General features: G+C 70.5%; 22 protein-coding genes. 10 read left to right on the forward strand and 12 right to left on the reverse strand.

Annotation, left to right across the window (positions count from 1 at the left end; all coding sequences use genetic code 11):
* Positions 1–10: 10 nt before the first annotated feature.
* Positions 11–322, reverse strand: a complete 312-nt coding sequence (locus AC5RV6_RS09995) for a DUF6504 family protein (RefSeq protein ID WP_494007151.1) — start codon at positions 320–322, stop codon at positions 11–13.
* A gap of 336 nt (positions 323–658) precedes the next feature.
* On the opposite strand from AC5RV6_RS09995, the gene AC5RV6_RS10000 reads away from it, so the two are divergent.
* A complete protein-coding gene (locus AC5RV6_RS10000; protein ID WP_494007152.1) occupies positions 659–1,123 on the forward strand; it encodes a hypothetical protein in 465 nt (154 codons plus the stop codon).
* Here AC5RV6_RS10000 and AC5RV6_RS10005 read toward each other — a convergent pair.
* A complete protein-coding gene (locus AC5RV6_RS10005; protein WP_494007153.1) occupies positions 1,120–2,763 on the reverse strand; it encodes an MDR family MFS transporter in 1,644 nt (547 codons plus the stop codon). The genes AC5RV6_RS10000 and AC5RV6_RS10005 overlap by 4 nt on opposite strands.
* Before the next feature lie 72 nt (positions 2,764–2,835).
* Complete coding sequence (locus AC5RV6_RS10010) at positions 2,836–4,599, reverse strand: MDR family MFS transporter (RefSeq protein ID WP_494007154.1); 1,764 nt, start codon at positions 4,597–4,599, stop codon at positions 2,836–2,838.
* Positions 4,600–4,808: 209 nt separating this feature from the next.
* Between AC5RV6_RS10010 and AC5RV6_RS10015 the strand changes: the two genes are divergently transcribed.
* Complete coding sequence (locus AC5RV6_RS10015; protein WP_494007155.1) at positions 4,809–6,143, forward strand: CoA transferase; 1,335 nt, start codon at positions 4,809–4,811, stop codon at positions 6,141–6,143.
* Between the two features lie 13 nt (positions 6,144–6,156).
* On the opposite strand, the gene AC5RV6_RS10020 is transcribed toward AC5RV6_RS10015, so the two are convergent.
* A complete protein-coding gene (locus AC5RV6_RS10020; RefSeq protein WP_494007156.1) occupies positions 6,157–6,483 on the reverse strand; it encodes a chorismate mutase in 327 nt (108 codons plus the stop codon).
* A gap of 5 nt (positions 6,484–6,488) precedes the next feature.
* On the reverse strand, positions 6,489–8,765 hold the full coding sequence (locus AC5RV6_RS10025) for an MMPL family transporter (protein WP_494007157.1): 2,277 nt from the start codon (positions 8,763–8,765) through the stop codon (positions 6,489–6,491).
* 182 nt (positions 8,766–8,947) lie between these two features.
* On the opposite strand from AC5RV6_RS10025, the gene AC5RV6_RS10030 reads away from it, so the two are divergent.
* Positions 8,948–9,427: a VOC family protein gene (locus AC5RV6_RS10030; protein WP_494007158.1), complete on the forward strand. Its 480-nt coding sequence runs from the start codon at positions 8,948–8,950 to the stop codon at positions 9,425–9,427.
* A gap of 15 nt (positions 9,428–9,442) precedes the next feature.
* Here the strand turns inward: AC5RV6_RS10030 and AC5RV6_RS10035 are convergent, their stop codons facing one another.
* Positions 9,443–10,222 carry an SOS response-associated peptidase gene (locus AC5RV6_RS10035; protein WP_494007159.1) on the reverse strand — a complete coding sequence of 260 codons (780 nt, stop codon included), beginning with the start codon at positions 10,220–10,222 and terminating at the stop codon, positions 9,443–9,445.
* Between the two features lie 178 nt (positions 10,223–10,400).
* Between AC5RV6_RS10035 and AC5RV6_RS10040 the strand changes: the two genes are divergently transcribed.
* From AC5RV6_RS10040 to AC5RV6_RS10055, 4 genes are all read left to right on the forward strand, one after another.
* The gene (locus AC5RV6_RS10040) at positions 10,401–10,673 is read left to right on the forward strand and encodes a mycoredoxin (RefSeq protein WP_494007160.1); all 273 of its coding nucleotides are present in this window, start codon (positions 10,401–10,403) and stop codon (positions 10,671–10,673) included.
* Between the two features lie 193 nt (positions 10,674–10,866).
* Positions 10,867–11,952 carry an S-(hydroxymethyl)mycothiol dehydrogenase gene (locus AC5RV6_RS10045; protein WP_494007161.1) on the forward strand — a complete coding sequence of 362 codons (1,086 nt, stop codon included), beginning with the start codon at positions 10,867–10,869 and terminating at the stop codon, positions 11,950–11,952.
* The gene (locus AC5RV6_RS10050; RefSeq protein WP_494007162.1) at positions 11,953–12,597 is read left to right on the forward strand and encodes an MBL fold metallo-hydrolase; all 645 of its coding nucleotides are present in this window, start codon (positions 11,953–11,955) and stop codon (positions 12,595–12,597) included.
* 127 nt (positions 12,598–12,724) lie between these two features.
* Positions 12,725–13,543, forward strand: a complete 819-nt coding sequence (locus AC5RV6_RS10055) for a DUF427 domain-containing protein (RefSeq protein ID WP_494007163.1) — start codon at positions 12,725–12,727, stop codon at positions 13,541–13,543.
* Here AC5RV6_RS10055 and AC5RV6_RS10060 read toward each other — a convergent pair.
* Positions 13,540–14,346 (reverse strand): PIG-L deacetylase family protein, encoded by an 807-nt coding sequence (locus AC5RV6_RS10060; RefSeq protein WP_494007164.1) that lies wholly within the window; start codon positions 14,344–14,346, stop codon positions 13,540–13,542. The two genes, AC5RV6_RS10055 and AC5RV6_RS10060, sit on opposite strands and share 4 nt — an antisense overlap.
* Positions 14,347–14,542: 196 nt before the next feature.
* Between AC5RV6_RS10060 and AC5RV6_RS10065 the strand changes: the two genes are divergently transcribed.
* Positions 14,543–15,994, forward strand: coding sequence for a lipase maturation factor family protein (locus tag AC5RV6_RS10065; protein WP_494007165.1), 1,452 nt, complete (start codon positions 14,543–14,545; stop codon positions 15,992–15,994).
* A 9-nt stretch (positions 15,995–16,003) separates the two neighbouring features.
* Here the strand turns inward: AC5RV6_RS10065 and AC5RV6_RS10070 are convergent, their stop codons facing one another.
* The 5 genes from AC5RV6_RS10070 to AC5RV6_RS10090 form a co-directional block, all read right to left on the reverse strand.
* Positions 16,004–16,828 (reverse strand): pullulanase X25 domain-containing protein, encoded by an 825-nt coding sequence (locus AC5RV6_RS10070; protein ID WP_494007166.1) that lies wholly within the window; start codon positions 16,826–16,828, stop codon positions 16,004–16,006.
* Between the two features lie 163 nt (positions 16,829–16,991).
* Positions 16,992–17,771, reverse strand: coding sequence for a lipoate--protein ligase family protein (locus AC5RV6_RS10075; protein ID WP_494007167.1), 780 nt, complete (start codon positions 17,769–17,771; stop codon positions 16,992–16,994).
* A 2-nt stretch (positions 17,772–17,773) separates the two neighbouring features.
* Positions 17,774–18,571, reverse strand: a complete 798-nt coding sequence (locus AC5RV6_RS10080) for a thioesterase family protein (RefSeq protein ID WP_494007168.1) — start codon at positions 18,569–18,571, stop codon at positions 17,774–17,776.
* A gap of 38 nt (positions 18,572–18,609) precedes the next feature.
* A complete protein-coding gene (locus tag AC5RV6_RS10085) occupies positions 18,610–19,356 on the reverse strand; it encodes an SOS response-associated peptidase (protein WP_494007169.1) in 747 nt (248 codons plus the stop codon).
* Between the two features lie 48 nt (positions 19,357–19,404).
* Complete coding sequence (locus AC5RV6_RS10090) at positions 19,405–19,767, reverse strand: hypothetical protein (RefSeq protein WP_494007170.1); 363 nt, start codon at positions 19,765–19,767, stop codon at positions 19,405–19,407.
* A gap of 299 nt (positions 19,768–20,066) precedes the next feature.
* On the opposite strand from AC5RV6_RS10090, the gene AC5RV6_RS10095 reads away from it, so the two are divergent.
* Together AC5RV6_RS10095 and AC5RV6_RS10100 are read left to right on the forward strand one after the other, a co-directional pair.
* Positions 20,067–20,402, forward strand: coding sequence for a hypothetical protein (locus AC5RV6_RS10095; RefSeq protein WP_494007171.1), 336 nt, complete (start codon positions 20,067–20,069; stop codon positions 20,400–20,402).
* A gap of 110 nt (positions 20,403–20,512) precedes the next feature.
* Complete coding sequence (locus AC5RV6_RS10100) at positions 20,513–21,484, forward strand: aldo/keto reductase (protein WP_494007172.1); 972 nt, start codon at positions 20,513–20,515, stop codon at positions 21,482–21,484.
* Positions 21,485–21,557 lie beyond the last annotated feature (73 nt).

Raw genomic sequence — 21,557 nt, forward strand, 5'->3', positions numbered from 1 at the left:
AGGGCTCGGCCTAGGCGCTTTCCCGCAGGGCGTCATGGACCCGGATCAGCCGCCAGCGCCCGGTGTCCACCTGATGGGAGATGTCCAGGGTACGCAGCGCGGAGCGTCCGTTCAGGCGGGCCTGCACCCGCCAGATCTCGTGGTCCACCAGCCCGGGGCCGTGCCCGCGCTCTGCCCGGGTTTCCTCCTCCCACCATTTCCGGCGCTCGTACCAGCGCACCGGATCCGCCGCCAGCCGGTAGGTGCGCCCGCCCCAGAGCAGCCGCAGGGGCACGCCGGCCGGCGAGCACACCACCTCTATCGCCTCGCTGAAGACTCCCATGCCGGTTTCCTTCCAGCCCCGCTGTCGGGACACCTCCCGGCAGCGTCCAATGCATCTGAGGCCCGCAGGCTTCGGATACGTACGTGACACTTCCATTGGACGCCGAACACAACGCCCTGTCTTCGAACACATGTTCGAATTCCAGTGTACGACCGCCTACGGACAAACGGGACACCCCTCCCGGGGATCAGCTGCTTTGGCCCGTGAACCAGCGCCTGCATTCACATCACCCGCCCGCAGGCAGGTAAGAGCAGACCCCATGAGGCACACTGGTGCAAACGACCCACCCGCCCCGGACTCCGCCCAGGGACTTGGATTCAAGGACAGGAACAGCCCGTGCCCGAAAACAGCCAGCCCATCCCGCCCGATCCCGGTTCCTATGTCAATCCGTATCGGCAGGCCCCCGGGCCCGACGGCGGCGCCGCCCCTGCCGGTTCCGGGCAGGCCGGTTCCGAACACGCCGGTTCCGAACAGGCGGCACCGGATCGGCGCCGGATCGGGCCCGGCGCCATTGTCGGACTCGTCCTGTCCACCGTCGTGTGGGTGTTGTCAGCGCCTGTGGTGTTTGAACTCCTCGACCTTTTCCTGAGGGACAGCGTCCGCAGCGGAGCGCTGGAGCTGGTGCCCTTCTTCGGTATCGCCGCATGTGCCGTCGGAGTGGTCGGGTTCATCGTGGCCTTCAGCCGGGGCAACCGCAGGCTGGCGGCCCGGCTGTACAACTGGGCGGCCCTTGCCTGGGTGGTGCTGTTGGGGGCTCTGGTGGTCGTGTTCTTCATGCTTCTGACCGCCGCTTTCAACTAACCCGCACGCCCCTCCTCCGCCGCCTCCGCCCGCGCCGTCGTCGACAGCGGCACCTCCCTGATGAACAGGCACAGCACCAGTGCCGCGGCGACCAGCGGCACGCTGACCAGGAAGATCGGCGGCAGCGCCTGGCCAAAGGCCGAGGCGATGAAGTCCTGCACCGGCGCCGGCAGGCCGGCCCGCAGCTGCGGGGTCAGGGAATTGATGGATTCGCCGGTCACCGTGCCGGCGAGCGCGGGCGGGGCGTCGGCGAGCTGGTCATCCAGCCGGGTGATGAAGATGGAGCCGAACAGGGCGATGCCGAACGAGGCGCCGATCTGCCGGAAGTAGTTGGCGGAGGAGATGGCGGTGCCCATCACCCGGGGCGGCACGCTGTTCTGCACGATCAGCACCAGGTTCTGCATCAGCGCCCCGATGCCCAGGCCCAGCACGGCCATCCCTGCGGCGGTGAAGGCGTACGGCGAGTCGGCGGAGATCCGCGAGAGCATCACCAAACCGATGATCACCACCGCGCAGCCGGCGATCGGATAGGCCTTGTACCGTCCGGTCCGCGAGATCAGCTGCCCGGTTCCGATGGAGGAGACCAGCACTCCGCCCATCATGGGCAGCATCATCAGCCCCGATCCGGTGGCGGTGGCCCCGTTGACCATCTGCAGGAAGGTCGGCAGGTAGGAGATGGTGGAGAACATCGCCACGCCTACCGCAATGCCGGCTGCCACGGGGAGCACGAAGTTTCGCATCCGGAACAGGGTCAGCGGCACCACCGGCTCCGCGGCCCGCAGCTCCACCGGAATGAAGGCGGCGGTCGCAGCCAGGGCGACGGCGGCGAGGCCGAGGATCTGCCAGCTGGCCCATGGATAGGTGGTCCCGCCCCAGCTGGTGAGCATCACCAGGGCGGCGCTGGCGACGGCGAGCAGCGCCGCACCGCGGTAGTCCAGCCGCGGCCGCGGACCGCCGGGCCTGGGCAGGTGGAGGGAGGAAATGACGACGGCGAGCGCGACGGCGCCGATGGGCAGGTTGATGTAGAAGACCCACCGCCAGGACCAGGCATCGGTGATCCAGCCGCCCAGCAGGGGCCCGGCCACTGAGGCCAGGCCGAAGGCGGCCCCGATCAGGCCCATGTAGCGTCCCCGGTCCCGGGGCGAGACCAGATCGCCCAGGATGGCCTGCGCACCGATCATCAGCCCGCCGCCGCCGATGCCCTGCAGCGCGCGGAAGGCAATCAGCTGGCCCATGTCCTGCGCCAGCCCCGACAGCATGGACCCCAGCAGGAAGACCCCGATCGCGAAGACGAAGATGTTGCGCCGCCCGTACAGGTCTCCCAGCTTGCCGTAGATCGGCAGGCCGATGGTGGCGGCCAGAATGTAGGCGGTGACGACCCAGGACAGATGCTCCAGGCCGTTCAGGTCCCCGACAATGGTGGGCAGGGCGGTGGCCACGATGGTCTGGTCCAGGGCGGCGAGCAGGACCGAGAGCAGCAGCCCGACCAGGATGACCCGGAGACTGCGGCGCTGCCGGGGCGGTTCAGCCGTCCGCTCCCGGTGTCTCGGCGCGCGGGGCACGGTCCGGGGCGCAGCGGCCGGTACGGCCCCCGCGGCGGCCCCTGCAGCGGCCCGGGGCAGGAATTTCCGATGCGACATGCCGACATCCCTTCTGCGGAGCCCGCTTCGGCGGCTCCGGATGGTGAGTGGTTCCGGTCCTGTGTCCCGGTCTCAGCTCCTGGCGTCTTCGTCCACGGTGACCCGCGCCGTTGTGGACAGGGGTTTCTGGACGATGAACAGGGTGAGGATAAAAGCCATGCCCAGGATCGGCACGCCCAGCAGGAAAATCGGCGGCAGCGCCTCGCCGAAGGCGGTCTTGATGAATTCCTGGGCGCCGGGCGGCAGCGCCCTGATGGATTCCGGGCTGATGGAGTTCGCACCCCCGGAGGCGGCGTCCCCGGCACCGGGCGGCGCCGAGGCCAGCTGGTCGTTGAGCCGCCGGATGAACAATGACCCGAATACGGCGATCCCGAGCGAGCCGCCCATCTGCCGGAAATAGTTGGCGGTGGACACCCCGGTGCCCATGTCCTCGGGCGGCACGCTGTTCTGCACGATCAGCACCACGTTCTGCATCAGCGCCCCGATGCCCAGGCCCAGCACCAGCATGCCGACGGCGGTAAGCAGGTACGGCGTCGTGCTGGAGATCCGGGACAGCAGCACCAGGCCCGCGATCATGGTCGCCGAACCCAGGATCGGCCAGATCTTGTACCTGCCCGTCCGCGAGATCAGCTGGCCCGTGCCGATCGAGGTGATCAGCAGCCCGGCGGTCATGGGCAGCATCATCAGGCCGGACATGGTCGGCGTCGCCTCATTGACGATCTGCAGGAAGGTGGGCAGGTAGGCGATGGAACCGAACATGGCCAGGCCGACGGCGAGTCCCACCAGGGTGCAGATGAGGAAGTTCCGGATGCCGAACAGGCGCAGCGGGAGCATGGGTTCGGACGCGCGCAGCTCCACCGGAATGAACACGGCGACGCAGACGGCGGCGACGGCGGCCAGGCCCAGAATGGTCGGTGAGGTCCAGGCGTAGTTGTTGCCGCCCCAGCTGGTCAGCAGCACCAGGGCGGCGCTGCCGACGGCCAGCAGCGCGGCGCCGGCGTAGTCCAGGCGGATCCCCTTGGAACTGTTCCGTGGCAGGTGCAGGGCGCCGATGATGACGGCGAGCGCAACCGCCCCGATGGGCAGGTTGATGTAGAAGACCCACCGCCAGGACCAGGAGTCGGTGAGCCAGCCGCCCAGCAGGGGCCCGCTCACGGAGGCCAGGCCGAAGGCGGCTCCGATCAGGCCCATGTATCTGCCGCGCTCGCGGGCCGGAACGATGTCCCCGATGATGGCCTGCGCGCCGATGATCAGCCCGCCGCCGCCCACGCCCTGGATCGCGCGGTAGGTGATCAGCTCGGCCATGCTGTGGGACTGCCCGGAGAGGGCCGAGCCGGCGAGGAAGACCACGATGGCGAAGATGAAGATGTTCCTGCGGCCGAGCAGGTCCCCAAGCTTGCCATAGATGGGCAGGCCGATGGTGGAGGTGAGCAGGTACGCGGTGATCACCCAGGACAGGTGATCCAGCCCGCGCAGGTCTCCGACGATGGTGGGCAGCGCGGTGGCCACGATGGTCTGGTCCAGGGCGGCCACGAGCACGGCCAGCATCAATCCGGTGAAGACCAGGGCAACGCGGTGAGGCGGGTGCGGCGGGGACGGCTGCCGCCCGGACCCGCCGCGTCCTTCCGCCGAAGCGCCGCGGGCCGCGACACGGCCGGGAGCCGGACGGCCGGGAGCATGCTCCGCCGCATCAGGACCCGCGGCCGGAGGGTGGGCGGGGGCGGCCGGAGGGTGGGCGGCGAGGGCGACGGTGCTGACGGGAGCGCCCATGGCTCCGGTCATGCCCGCTATCGGGTGGGCGGCGTTCGTTCCGTGGGCGGTGAACCGCTCGGCCATGCGCTCCTCCTGCGGGGGTTGGAGTCAGACGCAGTCATCTCCCATGGCACGGCTGCGCGCCGGGCCAGTCAAGGCCCGGGGCAAACGGTGGCCGTCCCGCCGCGCGGTTGGGTCCTCCCCCGGGTGCGGACTCCGCCGCATGTTCATCAACCGGCCCAGTGCTGCTTCTGCTGCTATGGCAGCGCCGGGACCGGCGGTAACCTCGCTGCATGACTGCCCTTTCCCCCTACCCGGTCGAGGAGTTTGCTGCACGGGCAGTGGCGGCAGCCGGACAGGCGGCCGCAGCCCTGGTCTCCGCAATGACCGGCACGGACATCGAGGTCGAGGTCGATCCGGTCCTCGCCTACGGCTGGTTCGGGGTGTCCTTTGCCCCGGACGGGTGGCAGCTGCCCTCGCCCTGGGACCCGGTGGCCGGGGATTATCGGGCCCGCGACGGGTGGATCCGGCTGCACACCAACGCGCCGCATCATCGCCGGGCGGCCCTCTCCGTGCTCGGCCTGGACGAAGGGCAGCAGGGCGAAGCCACCCGGGAAGCGGTGTCCGTCCAGGTGGCCGGCTGGAATGCCGGGCAGCTGGAGACAGCCGTGGTGTCCGCCGGCGGAAGCGCCGCGGCCATGCGGTCCGGCGCCGAATGGGACCGGCATCCGCAGGGCGCCGCGGTGGCCGCGGAGCCGCTGGTGGCCTGGCTGGGCGTCGGGCGGGAGGTGCCCGACGTCGGCCCGCTTCCGTTCTCCGCGACGCCGCAGCAGCCGCTGGCCGGAGTGCGGGTACTGGACCTGACCCGGGTGATCGCCGGCCCCGCCGCCACCCGGTTCCTCGCCGGGCTGGGCGCCGAGGTGCTGCGGATTGATCCGCCGGGCTGGAACGAACCGGCGCTGGAGCCGGAGATGACCCTGGGCAAGCGCACCGCCAGGCTTGACGCAGCCTCGACGGCGGGAGGCAGCAGGCTCCGGGACCTCGCCGCGCAGGCCGACATCGTGGTCCACGGCTACCGGCCGGGAGCCCTGGCCCGCCTGGGCCTGTCCCAGCGGGAGCTGCAGGAGCGGCGTCCGGGCATCGTGGACATCGGCCTCAATGCGTACGGCTGGAGCGGGCCCTGGGCGCGGCGTCGCGGGTTTGATTCCGTGGTGCAGATGAGTGCAGGGATCGCCGACGCCGGGATGGCCGCCGCCTCAGCCCAGAAGCCGGTTCCGCTTCCGGTGCAGGCGCTGGACCATGCCACCGGCTATCTGGCGGCGGCCGCGGCCCTGCAGGGGTGGCGGCGGCGCCTGGCCGGCGGTACGGCTGCGGGCCGGCTGTCCCTGGCCCGCACCGCGACGGCGCTGCGGCGCGCCGCCGTCGGCCACTGGGAACTGGATCCGGCGGCGTCCGTGGAGCTGGACCGCACGCCGGTGCCGGAGCAGACGGACCTGGGCCCGGGCCGCCGGCTGCCGGCGCCGCTGCGCTTCACGGCGCCGCAGGGCGTTCCCGTTCCGGCCCTGGCGTGGCGGGTGCCCGCCGGGCCGCTGGGGCGCGACGTCCCGGAGTGGGACAGCCTGCGCTGAAGGGATCAGCCGCTCAGCTGCGGCTGAACGCGTCGAGCCGGGCCTGCGCCTCGTCTTCGCGGCGGACCTTCAGCTCGTAGTCGACGAACGCATCGAGCATGGCCCGGTAGGTGCGCTCGACGACGGTCCGGTCACCGTCGTGGCTTTCGGCCGCTGAGCAGACGTGCTCGAGCACTTCGGCCGTGCGCTGCGGGGCACGCACCGCGTCGTCGCTGTCCTTCAGTCCCCCGGCCAGGCGGACCAGGCGCTGGCGGCGCCACATCAGTCCGACAATCTCCTCGTCGATCTCATCAATGGCGGTCCGGACGTCTTCAAGCTGATGGCTTTGGTCTGTGTCCATGACATTCAGGGTACCGAACCGGCTTTCGGGCCCGTCAGCGGGGCATCCGGTTCGCGGCGGAAACGGGCCAGCTTCGAGGGCCACCAGATCGGCGGACCGATGTCGTAGGAGAGGGCCGGAACCAGCAGCGAGCGCACCACCAGCGTGTCCAGGAGAACACCGAAGGACACGATGAACGCGATCTGGGCCAGGAACAGGATGGGGATGACGCCCAGCGCCGCGAAGGTCGCCGCCAGCACGATCCCGGCCGAGGTGATGACCCCGCCGGTGATCATCAGGCCGCGGATCACCCCGGCCCGGGTGCCGTGGTGCAGAGACTCCTCCCGTACCCGGGTCATCAGGAAGATGTTGTAGTCCACGCCCAGCGCCACCAGGAAGATGAATCCGTACAGCGGCACGGCCGGATCCGCGCCCGGATAGTCCAGCACGTAGTCGAAGACCAGGGCGGAAATGCCCAGGGTTGCGAAGAACGAGAGCATCACGGTGCCGATGAGCAGTGCCGGGGCCAGGATGGAGCGCAGCAGCAGCATCAGCAGGATCCAGATGACCAGCAGCACCACCGGAATGATCAGGTTCCGGTCATGGATGGCGGCGTCGTTGGTGTCGATGGTGGTCGCCGTCGTCCCTCCCACCAGGGCGCCCGGCACCGGGGACAGGTCGCTGCGCAGGTCCCGCACCGTCTGTTCGGCGGCGTCGGACTCGGCGTCCTCGCTCAGGGTCGCCTCCAGGAGCACGACGCCGTCCACCACCTTGGGCGTGGACGGCGGGGCGCCGGGAATCGGGGACTGCTGGACGCCGTCGCGCGTGACCGGCAGCTGGCCGGAGGGGCCGCCTGAAGCGGCGACGGTGAGCGAGTCGACGCCGGAGGCGCCCAGCACGGTGTCCGCCGCCCGCTGCAGTTCACCCTCGGGCACGGCGATCAGCACCGGGGCCCCGGATCCGGAGGGGAAATGCTCGCTGAGCACCTGCTGGCCCTCGCGGGCATCGGACTGTCCGGTGACGAAGTCGCTCTGCGGCACGCCCTCGGCCCGCAGCTGGGTGAGCCCGAAACAGGCCGCCAGCAGCACCCCGGCGCAGATGACCCAGGTGCGCCGCGGGTGGAACTCCACGGTGCGGGCCACCCGGGGCCAGAAGCCCCGGCCCCCGCCGTCCTGCTCCGGATGCGCGGAACCGAACATCGGCCGGCGCGGCCAGAACGCGGCGCGCCCGGCGACCAGCAGCAGGGCCGGCAGCAGCGTCATTGCGGCCAGGAACGCGAAGCCGATGCCGATTGCGGCCACCGGACCGAGTGCCTTGTTGGAGTTCAGGTCGCTGAGCAGCAGGCAGAGCAGCCCCGCCACCACGGTTCCGGCGGAGGCCAGCACCGGTTCAAACGTGCCGCGCAGGGCAGCCCAGGTGGCGCCCCAGCGGTCCTGGTGGTCACGCAGCGCCTCCCGGTAGCGGGCGACGTACAGCAGCGAATAGTCGGTGGCTGCGCCGATGCCGAGGATGAACAGGATGCCCTGCACCTGCCCGTTGAGGGTCACGACACCGGCGCGGGCCAGGTTGTAGACCACCAGGATTGCCGCCGAGAGGGCGAAGATGGAGGTCAGCAGGACCAGGAACGGCAGCAGCGGGGATCGGTAGACCACCACCAGGATGACGAGCACCGCAATGACCGCGACCAGCAGCAGCGAGGTGTCGATGCCGCCGAACGCCTCGCTGATGTCGGCCAGCTGTCCCGCCGGACCGGTGACGTAGACCGTCAGGCCTTCGGGGATGCCCTCGCCGCCCGTGCTGCGCAGCTCGTCCACGGCGGTGCTCAGCTCCTCGGTGTCCTGGACCGGAACGAAGAGCTCGGCAGCTTTGCCGTCCTCGGAGAACTGCGGCGGCGAAGTGCCCTCCGCGACGCCGGGCACCTCCGCCAGCGCCCCGGCCCGGCCCTCGATGAAGCTGCGGTCGGTTTCGGTGAGGCCGCCGTCGTTCACGAATACGACGACGGCGGGCAGGGCATTGGACTCGGTGAACTTCTCCTGCAGGTCTGCCACCCGGGTGGACGGCGAACTGGCCGGCAGATAGGAGGTCTGGTCGTTGTCCGCGACCTCGCTGATCCGGCCGAAATAGGGGCCGCCGAAGCCGCCGATGCCCACCCAGGCGACGATCAGCAGCGCCGGCAGCAGGATCCGCAGCCACCGCGGCACGCGGCTGCGCTGCGCGGTGGCAGCTGCCGGATGGGACGAGGCCCCATGCGGGGTGTTGCGGGCTGGATCGGAGCCGTGCGGTGCGGAGGGGGAATCCGTCATGCTGAGCCGCCCTTGTCGTGGCCGTGGACTTGTCATGGCGGTGCCGTGCTTCCAGCAGAGCCCCGTACCGCCTGCTGCGTCAACCGATTCACGCCGAGGCGGCGCGGATCCGGCGGGAAAACCCGCCGCAACATTTCGGCGCCACCCGCCCCGGTGCCGCCCGGTCGTGGGAAGATCAGCGCGTGGATGCCAAAGTCTCAGTGATCACCCTCGGCGTGCGGGACCTCGACCAGACGTACGGGTTCTACGCCGGCCGCCTCGGTTGGAAGCCCGTGCAGTATGTTCCGGAGGAAGTGGCCTTCTTCCAGATCAACCACGGGCTGCTGCTGGCGTTCTTCCGTGCGGACCAGCTGGCCGCCGAGGCCGGAGCGGTGGGACCGGCGGAAACGGCGCCCTTGACGCTGGCCCACAATGTCGGCTCCGCCGGCGAGGTGGACGCCGTCCTGGCGGAGGCCGCAGCCGCCGGCGGCATGATCGTCGCGCCGGGCACGCAGATGAGCTGGGGCGGCTACTCCGGCTACTTTGCCGACCCGGAGGGCTTCCGCTGGGAGGTCTGCTGGAACCCTGGGCTGACGGTGGACGCGGACGGCACCGTGGCGCTTGCCGCTCCTCAGCCGCCGGTCGAGCTGCCGGCCAAAGCCGAGCTGCCGGCCGACGCCTGATCGGATTCGGCTCCGCTAGAACAGGGCCTCGCCCGCGGCCCGCGGCAGCGCCCCCTCCGGTCCCGGCTGCAGCATCTGCGGTCCGTCATTGCGCACGTTGCCGACGGCGGGGTTGGCGGGCCGAAGCCGCCAGCCGGCGGCCGCGGTGAAGGCCTGGGCGTGGGCGGCCGCCACCAGGGCCGGCGCGTCCCGGCGGGCCGGGTCCAGCCACTGTTCCAGCATGCCGGCCCCCAGGGCCAGCGGCAGGCGATCGTGCAGCCGACCCAGGGCGGCCAGCGCCGGGTGGGCGTCCTCAGGCTCCGGCGCGGCGACGGTAAGCACGGTGGTGCTCAGCAGCCACCGGCCGGGGTCCGCCGGCGGGCGCTGCGGGTCCCGCCACCACTCGTACAGGCCCGCCAGCCAGATCAGTCCGCCCTGTCCGGGCCGGACGAACATCGGCACGCGCCCGCCGTCGGGCCCGGCCGTCCACTCGTAGTAGCCCTCCACAGGAACGGCGCAGCGCCGCTGCGGCACCGCGTCCCGGAAGGTCGGCTTTTCCAGCACGGTTTCGGTACGGGCGTTGAAGGCCCGGTTTCCGACGGCGGGATCCTCCGCCCAGCGCGGCACCAGACCCCAGCGGGCCACATGCACCTGGCGGCGCACCGCACCGTCGACCAGCCGCTCCAGGACGATCGGCACACCCGTGCTCGGTGCCACGTTCCACGAGGCGCGCAGCTGCAGCGCATCGTCCGCCTCCGCCTCGGCCTCCGCGACCAGGTCTCCGACGGCGCGGGTCATCACGTATCGTCCGCACATGCCTCCATTCTTCCTCCGCTTCGGGCAAAACCCCTCCACATGGCGCCGCTCCTCCGCTTCCTGCCGGGGCAGAACGCACCGGGGAGGGCAGGACGGCGGGCCGGGAATGCCTGCGTCCCCCGCACTGTTGAACCGGGCAAGACAGTCCGCGTTTTTTGACACAGTCCAAGGAGTCCCCATGACCGTCACCGTTGAAGAGTTCACCCCCGCCGCCGGCACCATCACCATGTTCTCGACCAGCTGGTGCGGCTACTGCCGCCGGCTGAAGTCCCAGCTGGATTCCGCCGGCATCGGCTACAACGAGGTGAACATCGAGGAGGTCGCGGGCACCGCCGAACTGGTGGAGTCGGTCAACGGCGGCAACCAGACCGTACCCACCGTGATCTTCCCGGACGGGTCCTCGGCCACCAACCCGTCCGCCGCCGAGGTCAAGTCCCGCCTGGGCCTGTAGCTCCGGCGTCGCCCGCTGCGGCCCGCCGCGTCCTCAACGGATGCGGCGGGCCGTCGGCGTTCCGGGGCGGGCGGACCGTGTTTCGCCCCGGGCCGCCCGCATTCGGTTCGGGCCCGGTGCTGTCCCTAGGATGGGACCCAAGGCCCCTTCGTTCAAGGCGGCCGGCACCCAACGTCACCGGAGGCACACCCCCATGGTTCACAAGGTCCAAGCCGTCGTCGTCAAGGAAAAGGACGCCCCCGTCTCCCTGGAAACCATCCTGGTTCCGGATCCCGGGCCCGGCGAGGCCCTGGTCGACATCCTCACCTGCGGCGTCTGCCACACCGACCTGCACTACAAGCAGGGCGGCATCAACAACGACTACCCGTTCCTGCTGGGCCATGAGGCCACCGGCGTGGTCTCCGCCGTCGGCGAAGGCGTCACCGAGGTGGCCCCCGGGGACCGCGTGGTCCTGAACTGGCGCGCTGTCTGCGGCGAGTGCCGGGCCTGCCGCAAGGGCGAGCCGCAGTACTGCTTCAACACCGCCAACGCCACCCAGAAGATGACCCTGGAGGACGGCACCGAGCTGACCCCGGCCCTGGGCATCGGCGCGTTCGCCGAGAAGACCCTGGTCGCGGCCGGCCAGTGCACCAAGGTGGACGACGACGTCGATCCCGCCGCGGTGGGCCTGCTCGGCTGCGGCGTGATGGCCGGCATCGGCGCCGCCATCAACACCGGCGAAGTCAAGCGCGGAGAGTCCGTGGCCGTGATCGGCTGCGGCGGCGTGGGCATCGCCGCCGTTGCGGGCGCCAAGCTGGCCGGCGCGACGACGATCATCGCCGTCGACATCGACCCCGCCAAGGTGGAAATGGCCAAGTCCATGGGCGCCACCCACGGGGTGAACTCCCGCGAGGAGGACCCGGTGGAGGCCATCCGCGCCGCCACCAACGGCTTCGGCGCCGACGTCGTGATCGAGGCCGTGGGCCGCCCCGAGACCTACGAGCAGGCCTTCTACGCCCGCGACCTCGCCGGCCGCGTGGTGCTGGTGGGCGTGCCGACCCCGGAGATGAAGATCGAGCTGCCGCTGGCCGAGGTCTTCGGCCGCGGCGGGTCCCTGAAGTCCTCCTGGTACGGCGACTGCCTGCCCTCCCGCGACTTCCCGATGCTGGTGGAGCAGTACAAGCTGGGCCGGCTGGACCTGGACGCTTTCGTCACCGAGCGGATTGGCCTGGGCGACATCGAAGCCGCGTTTGAAAAGATGCATGGGGGCTTGGTCCTGCGTTCGGTGGTGGAGCTGTAAATGGCACTGACCATTGAGCGGGTTGTCACCTCGGGCACCTTCAGCCTGGACGGCGGCACCTGGGACGTCGACAACAACGTGTGGATCATCGGCAACGACACCAAGGTGTGGGTCATTGATCCTGCCCACGATCCGGCCGCCGTCGTGGCCGCCGTCGCCGGACGCAAGGTCAAGGGCATTTTGCTCACGCACGGGCACGATGACCACATCCGCGCCGCCGTCGAAACCGCCAAGCTGCTGGAGGCTCCGCTGCACCTGCACCCGGCGGACCGGATGCTCTGGGACGCGGTCTACCCGGACCGGGCGCCCGACGTCGAGATTGCCGACGGTGACGTGTTTCCCCTGGGCAAGGCGCAGCTGCGCGCCCTGCACACCCCGGGGCACTCCCCCGGCTCGGTGACGTTCCTGCTGACCGGTGATCCGGAGCTCGGCTACCCGGTGCTGTTCACCGGCGACACCCTGTTCGCCGGCGGTCCCGGCGCCACGGGGCGCTCCTACAGCGACTTCGGCACCATCATCGAATCCATCCGGACGAAGCTGCTGATCCTGCCTCCGGGCACCGTGGTCAACACCGGGCACGGGGATTCGACGACGGTCGGCGCCGAGGCTCCGTTCCTGGATGAGTGGATCGCCCGGGGGCACTAGGCTCGACGCTCTGACGGAACCCGCCGGGCCCCTTTCGCTTCCGCCAAAGGGGGCCGGCGGGTTCCGGCGTTCCCGGCGGTCTTCCGAATGTCTTGAGGCCGCCCCGACGGAGCCGGAAACTGGAGGCATGGCCCTGCAAATCAGCCCGGAATTCTGGAAGCTTCTGCCGCAGCTGCGGTACGAACCAACGCCGCGGCGCATCCGTGCGCAACTCGGCGACAGCACCGTGGTGGATTCCGTCAACGCGGTCCTGGCCTACGAGCCGAGGCGGGTCACCCCCATCTACGCCGTACCGGCCGGCGACATCGACGCGGAACTGTCGGCGGTGGCGGAGCCCGACGAGGACCCGCTGGCCGGCGTCCCTCCGCAGGCTCTGATGGACCCGCGCTATCCGTTCTCCGCCCACACGTCCCCCGGCGACCCCCTGGACCTTCGGGCCGGGCAGCACGAGCTGCCCGGCGCGGGCTTCCGTCCGCATGATGCGGACCTGGACGGGTATGTCCTGCTGGACTTCAACGCTTTCGACCGGTGGCTGGAGGAGGACCAGGTGGTCGAAGGCCACCCCCGGGACCCCTTCCACCGGGTTGATGCCCGCGACTCCTCCCGTGCAGTCCGGGTCCTGCTGGGCGGGCAGCTGCTCGCTGAGACCCGCCGGCCGCTCTTCGTGTACGAAACCATGCTCCCGCCGCGGACGTACTTTCCGCGCCAGGATGTGGACTGGGATGCCCTCCGCATGTCCTCCACCCGCACCGTTTGCCCGTACAAGGGCACGGCGAATTACTGGTCTGTGATCGACAGCCCGGCGGGAGCGGACCTGGCCTGGTCGTATGAAACGGTGCTGCCGGACTCGGCGCAGCTGAAGGATCGGGTCTCCTTCTTCGACGAGCGGACCGAGGTGTACGTCGACGACGTCCGACAGGACATCACGTCCCTGTTCCGGTTCTAGTCCAGTCCCTCAAAGACGTCGCCCAGGACAGCTGCGCCCGGCCGCCGCGGCGGCCACGCAATGACCAGCGGCTCCACCGAGACCGTACGGGTCCAGCCGGCGTCCGCTTCGGAACCCGGCGGCACTCCCGGGGACATCACGTGGCGCTGGGTCCGATGCTCCATCAGCCCTGCCACGATCCGGTGCGCCACGCTGCCGACGTCCACCTCCACACCGATCAGCTCGTCCGGAACGGGACGGATGTCATACACGCGCTCCTCGTCCCAGGGCTTGAGTCCGTGCCGGCTCCGGGCGCGGTTCCACCGTTCCCAGGTGGAACGGCGGACGGCGCCGTGCAGCAGGCGCTGCAGCCCCGGACCGCCCCGGGCCTGAAGGTTGGTGAAGGCGGCGTCCGTGGCCGCCCCGACGGCGATGTGGTCCGGGTGCCCGGTGATGCCGTCGGGACCAAAGGTGGCGACGACGTCGGGGCGTTCCTGCGCCAGGATGCCGCCGATCCGCTCCGCGAGTTCTTCAAGGGGAACCCGGGCGACCGCGCCGTCGTCGTAATCCAGCCACTCGTGCCGATCCGGCGGCCGGCCGTGAGCCGTCCAGGCGGCGTCCGTTTCCCGCCGGCGGATCAAACCGAGCGGCTCGTTGACCGGAGGATAGGACGGATCGATCTGTCCGGCGCCTCCGTCGGTCGCGTGGATCAGGATGAAGCGGAACCCTGGATCGTGTTCGTGCAGGGCCACCGTTCCCGCCAGTCCGTACGCGTCGTCGTCCGGGTGGGCGACGACGAGGGCAAGAATGCGTGATCCCGTCATATCCGGCGCCTTCCCCGGCTTGCAGTTCCAGCCATGGTTCCAGCCACCGTTCCAGCGTAGGACCGCCGGCGCGGTGCCGCAGCAGGCCCCCGCAACCTGCCGGGCGGGCGACCGGCGGACCCGCCGCACGCTGCGTGTGGTGCTGCCCGGCCCTGTCCGTGACAGCTGCCTGCGCCAAAACCTAGGCTGACATGTCATGGAGGTCTTCAGCGCGGACGGATACGAGCTGGCGCGGCAGGTGCTGCAGCGCGGCATCGCCGCGGTCTATCTGATCGCGTTCATCGCCGCCGCACGGCAGTTTCCGGCGCTGCTGGGCGAACGCGGTCTGCTGCCCGCGCCACGCTATCTCGAACGCATTCGGGACCGGCGCATTCCCACCCTGTTCCACTGGCATTACTCAGACCGGTTCCTGCGCGCGGTCGCTTGGACCGCCGCCGTCGTCGCCGCCCTGCTGGTCGTGGGCCTGCCGCAGCAGGGGCCGCCCTGGGTGCCGATGCTGGCCTTCGGGCTGCTGTTCGGCCTGTACCTGTCGATCGTGAACATCGGCCAGACGTTCTACGGATTCGGCTGGGAGTCGCTGCTGCTCGAGGCCGGGTTCCTGGCCGCGTTTCTCGGCTCCGACGAGGTCGCTCCCCCGATCACGGTGATCTTCCTGTTCCGCTGGCTGGTGTTCCGGCTGGAGTTCGGCGCCGGGATGATCAAGATACGCGGAGACAGGGTCTGGCGGGACCTGACCGCCCTGAACTACCACCACGAAACGCAGCCCATGCCGAACCCGGCCAGCCGGTTCTTCCACCACCTGCCCAAGCCGCTGCACAAGGCGGAGGTGCTGGGCAACCACTTCACCCAGCTGGTGGTGCCGTTCTTCCTCTTCTTCCCGCAGCCGGTGGCCGGAATCGCCGCAGCGATCATCATCCTCACCCAGGGCTGGCTGGTGCTCTCCGGAAACTTCGCCTGGCTGAACTGGCTGACCATGCTGCTGGCCTTCAGCGCCCTGGGCGATTCCACGGTTGCCGCCGTGATCCCGGGGTTCGCACCGGCGTCACCGGATCCGGCCGCCACGCCCCTGTGGTTCACGGTGGTGGTGCTTGCGGCCACGGCGGCCATGGTCTGGTGGGGCATCCGGCCGCTGCGGAACCTGTTCAGCCGGAACCAGCTGATGAACGCGAGCTTCAACCGCTGGCATCTGTCCAATGCCTACGGGGCGTTCGGCAGCATCACCCGGCACCGCAGCGAGGTGATCATCGAGGGCACCCTGGACGGGCCGGGACCCGATGGCCGGTGGGACCGGGCGCACTGGCAGGAGTACGACTTCCACGGCAAGCCCGGTGATCCCCGCCGGATGCCCCGCCAGTTCGCGCCGTACCACCTGCGGCTGGACTGGATGATGTGGTTCCTGGCCCTCGGAGCCTCCGGCGGGGCCTGGTTCCCCACTTTGCTGCGCCGGCTGCTTGAGGCGGATCCGGCGGTGCTGAGGCTGCTGCGCAGGGATCCCTTCCAGGGCAGGCCGCCGCACGCGGTCCGCGCCCGCGTCTACCGGTACCGGTTCTCCACCGCACAGGAACGACGGCGCGACGGCGTGTGGTGGGTCCGGGAACCGGCCGGGATCCTGGTCGATCCGGTGGCCCGCCCGGATCCCGGCCCCTGAGCGGCAGGTTCAGCCGGAGGTGTCGGGCTTGGTCACCACGGCGTGCGAAGCGTGGTCGTAGAGGAAGGTCACCGGCCCGCCGTCGTGATGCAGTTCGATGTTCGCGCCGTCCCGGAACGCGTCCCGGCCGTAATTCTCGGTCCAGGAGCCGTCCAGCGCCACTTTGAACTCGTAGTATCCGGCCGGCAGGTCGACGGTGAGCTTCCACAGTTCGTCGCTGCGGTCGAAGGTCAGCTGGCCCTGCTCTGCGGCCGGATCCCAGTCCGGGATGTCCAGGGCGGTCCCGAACGATCCGGCCACGGCAACCGAGCCCGGCTGCGGGAACGAGGGCTCGGGCCGGTGCGGCTCCGGGTGCGCCCCGTGGGCCTCCCGGGCGTCCGGTGCAGCCGTTTCGGCGGCTGCGGCCACCGCGTCCTCCACGACCTCTTCGGTGGGTGCCTGCCGGAGCTGCTGCTCCGCGTCCGCCGGCTGGCCGCCGTCCTCCGCGGGATTCGCCGTTCCGTCCTGAAGGGCGGCAATGAGCTGATCGGTGTCCGGGAACTCGGTCAGCGCCTTGCGGCCCTGTGCGGTGATGCTCCAGCCTGCGCGTCCCTGCTTGATGATCCAGCCGGCCTTGACCAGCTTGGACGTTGCCGTGGTCAGCGCCCGCTCGCCGCGGGCAACGCCGCTGGCCAGGACCTCCGCTTCGCGGCCCTGCAGCGGAACGCGGGCCAGGGCACCCTGCAGGACGTCGTCGCGGCTGATCTTCGTAGGGGCAGCCGGCTCCTCGCCGGCAAGGATCTCCAGGACTGCGCGCAGCCGCAGAGCCGTAGTCGCGATGGTGTTCCTGGCCATGAGTTTCCCTTCGAGGTACGGAGCTTTGGTACCAAGCCTACTGATCGATGGCCCGGCGCACGCAGGAGGCGCTGGTCAGCGCGGCGTGTCCCCTGTCCGCCGGCCCGGCCGCCGCCCGGCGCGGGCCGGGTGCGCCCGGCCGAATGCCCCCGGCCGCCGCGGGTCAGAGCGCGGCGGCGAGATCCGTGAAGCTGGCGGGCACCAGGGTGCGTGAGGCCGCGTACACGTCGAGCAGCCCGGCTTCCACGTCGTCCACGGTCAGCCCCGGGGAGAGGTCCTCCGCGGCTCCGGCGGTCTCCGGCCGCCAGGCCAGGCCCAGCGCGCTGTAGGCCGCGGCCAGCACGGCCCGGATGGGCGCGGCGTCCTGCACCACGATGACGGAGGAAAACAGCCAGGCTCCGGCGACCACCCGCTGGGCGGTGCCGACCAGCTTCACCTGCCGGCGGTCCAGCGCGGTGCCGTGGACCGAATGCTCTCCGGGGCAGTACTCACCCGGGATCTCGCCCACGGCGGCAGGCACCCCGCCGCGGCGCAGAACCTCGGCGAACAGCTCGCCGAAGCCGGTGAAGCGGTGTCGCGAGCCGGCCACGGCGTCGCCGTCGGGCTCGACGTGGTCCACCACCAGGCAGCCCTGGTGGTAGGCGGCGGCCCGGCCGCCGGCGCGGCGGACCAGCGGTTCGAAGCCGAAGGCACGGCAGGCGTCGACTGCCGCTTCGAATCCGGGCAGCCTGGCATCGCGCTGGCCCAGGGCCACGGTGGGCACGGGCCGGTAAATGCGCAGCGTGGGGCCGATGCGGCCGTGCCGGGCGGCGTCGAGCATCTCCAGGGCGAAGGCGAGATCCGCTTCCGCGCCGAGTGAACGGTCCTGGCGGACCAGGGACAGTGCGGGGAAACCGGCGGCATCGGCCGAAGCCGGCGCAGCTGCCGGCAGCGGTGCTTCCATGCTCATTTTTGCCCGGCCGCCGGTCCCAGCGGGCGGACCGTGAGGATCTGCTCGCTGCGCCCGAAGGGTCCGTCCAGGTCATGCAGCACCGAGGAGGTGAGGCCGACGCCGTCTGCGCTGAACGTCACCCGGGTGTCCAGTCCCAGCCATTCGCCGGCGGGCTGGCGGTGCAGGTGCACCTGCAGGTCGACGTTCGGGTACATCCAGCTGTCTCCGCCCGGCGGAACCCGGGTGGCAATCCCGTTGGCGGTGTCCACCAGCCCGATCAGGCGGGCCAGGTCGGAAACGCCGGTGTCTTCGACCAGAGGATGCGGCGTGCGCACCCAGACCCGCCCCCGGCCCGGCCGCAGTCCGGGCAGCGCCCTCAGCTCCAGCGAAGCGATGAAGCCGCCGGGCCACTGCGTCATTCCCTCCTGGCCGCCGGCCTGGTCGGGGCCGGGCATGGGCTCGTCCTCGACGGCGGCAACCGAGTCGGTGGGCCGTGTGGCAAGGCGCCAGGCGGTGGCACGGACGGCGGTGCGCCCGTCCGCCACCATCTCGGCCTCGACCAGTTCGATGGTCCGGCCGGGGCGGATGACCTTGGCGGTGACATCGAAGGTGCCGCCGGGAATCAGGCCCAGGATCTCGTAGCTGATCCTGGCCATCCGCAGGTCGGTGCGGGGGCTGCACTGCTCCAGGCAGTGCGCCAGCAGGCCGGAGATCGGCGCCATGTGCTGTTCATCCGGATTCCAGGCGCCCTGCGCGTGGAAGGTGGACTCGAAGCTTCCCTCGCCGAGCGGCCGGTAGTAGGCATCAGGCACGTGTGTTCTCCCCCTGCTGAATGTCGATGTCAGGTGTCCTACGCTACCGGAGCAGCGGGTTCTATCAGCTCGGGGCCGTTGTTGCGCACCGAGTTTACGCGGTTGCTGACCACCCGCGGCGTGAGCGCGGGTTCCGGAATGGCCTCCAGCAGCCCGGCGATGTCGCTGCGCTCCGTCAGTGCAGGGTCCAGCCAGTCGCCCCACAGATCGGCGGGAACGATCAGCGGAGTGCGGTCGTGGATGTGCCCGAGTGTGTCGCTGGCTTCGGTGGTGATGATGGTGAAGCTGAGCAGCCACTTGTGTTCGTGGTCATCCGGCAGGGAGGGATCGGGCCAGAACTCGTAGAGCCCGGCGAAGGCCAGCGGATCCTCGGCGGCGGAATGCAGGTAGGTGGGGATCTTGCGCCCGTCGGCCTTTTCCCACTCGTAGTAGCCGTCGGCGGGAACCAGGGCGCGCCGCTTCACCGCGGCCTTGCGGAACGCGGGCTTTTCCAGGAGAGTTTCGCGGCGGGCGTTGATCATCCGCGCCCCGATCTTCCGGTCCTTCGCCCAGGAGGGGATCAGGCCCCACTTGGCGGTGGCGAGCCGGCGGACCGGCTCCCGCCCGGACGGCGGGCCCGCTTCGCTGCCGCCGGCGGCAGGCTGCAGCCGCTCGGTAACGATCCGCACGTCATCCGTGGGAGCAACATTCCACGACGGAGGCACCTCGGCGCCCATCGTCTGTTCGGTGGCGAAGGCCGCCACCAGGTCCGCCGTTGCCTTGGCCATCACATACCGTCCGCACATGTGCATATTGTGCCCCAGCCCGCGGGGCGGCGGTCAGCGCGGCGGCGGTCAGGGCCGCGGGCCGTCCGCTCCGGTTCCTTCGGGAAGGCCCGACGGCGTCGGCGGTTCGACGGCATCGGCCAGCCCCGGCGGGCTGCCCGGCGGACGGGAGGTGAGCAGTTCGCTGTAGATCGCCGCGGCCTCGGCCGGAATCCGCAGGGCGTCGCGGACCGGCCGCGCTCCCCGCTGGGGGCCGAAGATACGAACCAGCACCCCCACCGCAACCGCGGCCGCCAGGGCGGTCATGACGGTGGCGGTCAACCCGACCTCCGGGGCATCGGACCCTTCGAGCAGGAGCCAGGCCAGGACACCCAGGCCGCTGAGCGAGGGCAGCGCGTCCAGGAATCGCCGCAGGAACCGGTTTCCTTCCACTGCCCCCCCCCCCCCCCCGACGTCGATGACGGCCACCTGAGCCACTGGTATGACTGGAACAGACACGCGTCCAACACGGCCGACGCGGTAGCCCAGGTCGTTACCCGCCGTTTCAGGCCGTCGGTCACCAGAGTGCCACACGATCGACCGCCCGTCATCAGGCCGGCAAAGCCCGGTTTCCCGCCGCCGCGGACGCCTTGCCGACTGCGGGCCGGCCTGGGATCAGGCTCGCAGGCCGGATCGTTTGCAGCCTTCCGGGAGCGCAGCAGTCTTCGAAGATATGTTCTATTTTTAAAGGTATGGACCAGGAAGCGGCGGCGCGGCTTGCCGCCCGGTACGCCCGGCGGGCCGAGCCCATTGAACTGACGGTGGAGGAGCTGGACTTCGCCCACAACCCGGTGACCACCGTGGCGCCGGGCGTGCCGGTCTGGGCCTGGATCCGCTTTCCGAGCTGCGCGGAACGGGTGGCGGGCGTCGCCACCACATGGTCCGCCAAGGCCGTCCAGGTCACGTGGACCGACGCCGGCGTCCGGCGGAGCACCTGGGTCTGGGCCTCGGCGGTGACGCGGCGCAGCGGCGGCAGGCAGGGGCTCGGCGAGCGCACCGGCGGCGGGAACGGAGAGGGACCGGGCTGAGGCGCGCCTCGGCACGGGTAATCGCACGGGTGGCCAATGCGCATATCCGCGAGAACAATGGGGCAGGTCGGCGCGCCGGACGGGCCGCCTCCCGATTGCGAAGGAGCACCATGCAGTACACGCACCTGGGCCGCTCCGGCCTCTCCGTTTCCCGCCTGTGCCTGGGCACCATGAACTTCGGCCCCGAGACTGACGAGGCCGACGCCCACGCCATCATGGACGCCGCCCGGGATGCCGGGCTGAACTTCTTCGACACGGCCAACGTCTACGGCTGGGGCGAGAACAAGGGCCGCACGGAGCAGATCATCGGCAACTGGTTCGCCAAGGGCGGCGGCCGCCGGGAGGACACGGTGATTGCCACCAAGCTGTACGGCAGCATGCGGGAATGGCCGAACGCCACGTTCCTGTCCGCGCTGAACATCCGCCAGGCGCTGGACGCGTCGCTGCGGCGCCTGCAGACGGATCACATCGACCTGTACCAGTTCCACCACATCGACCTCGACACCCCGTGGGAGGAAATCTGGCAGGCCATGGAAACGGCCGTGACGCAGGGGAAGATCATCTACAACGGGTCCAGCAATTTCGCCGGCTGGAACATCGCCCAGGCCCAGGAGGCGGCCCGGCGCCGGAACTTCAACGGGCTCATCTCCGAGCAGAGCATCTACAACCTGCTCAACCGCAGCATCGAACTCGAGGTCATTCCCGCGGCACAGCACTACGGGCTGGGCATCCTGCCGTGGTCCCCGCTCCAGGGCGGCCTGCTCGGCGGGATCCTGCGCAAAACCGAGCAGGAGGGCCGACGGACCTCCGGACGGACCCTGGAACTGCTGAAGAAGCATGAGGACCAGATCCGCCGATACGAGGACCTGGCCGCGGAACTGGGGATCGACCCGGCGCAGCTGGGCCTGGCCTGGCTGCTGCACCGTCCCGGCGTCACGGCCCCCATTGTGGGCCCGCGCACCATGGCACAGTTCGAGGACCAGCTGAAGGTGCTGGACATCGAGCTCGAGGACTCCGTCCTGGCGCAGCTGGACGAGATCTTCCCCGGCCACAAGCCCGCTCCGCAGGACTACGCCTGGTAACCGCCGAACCTCACATCCGCCGTCGCCGGCGACCCCCGCGATGTCCACGGGGGGCCCGCCGGCGATGTCCGGG

Source organism: Arthrobacter saudimassiliensis (genome assembly GCF_059090665.1).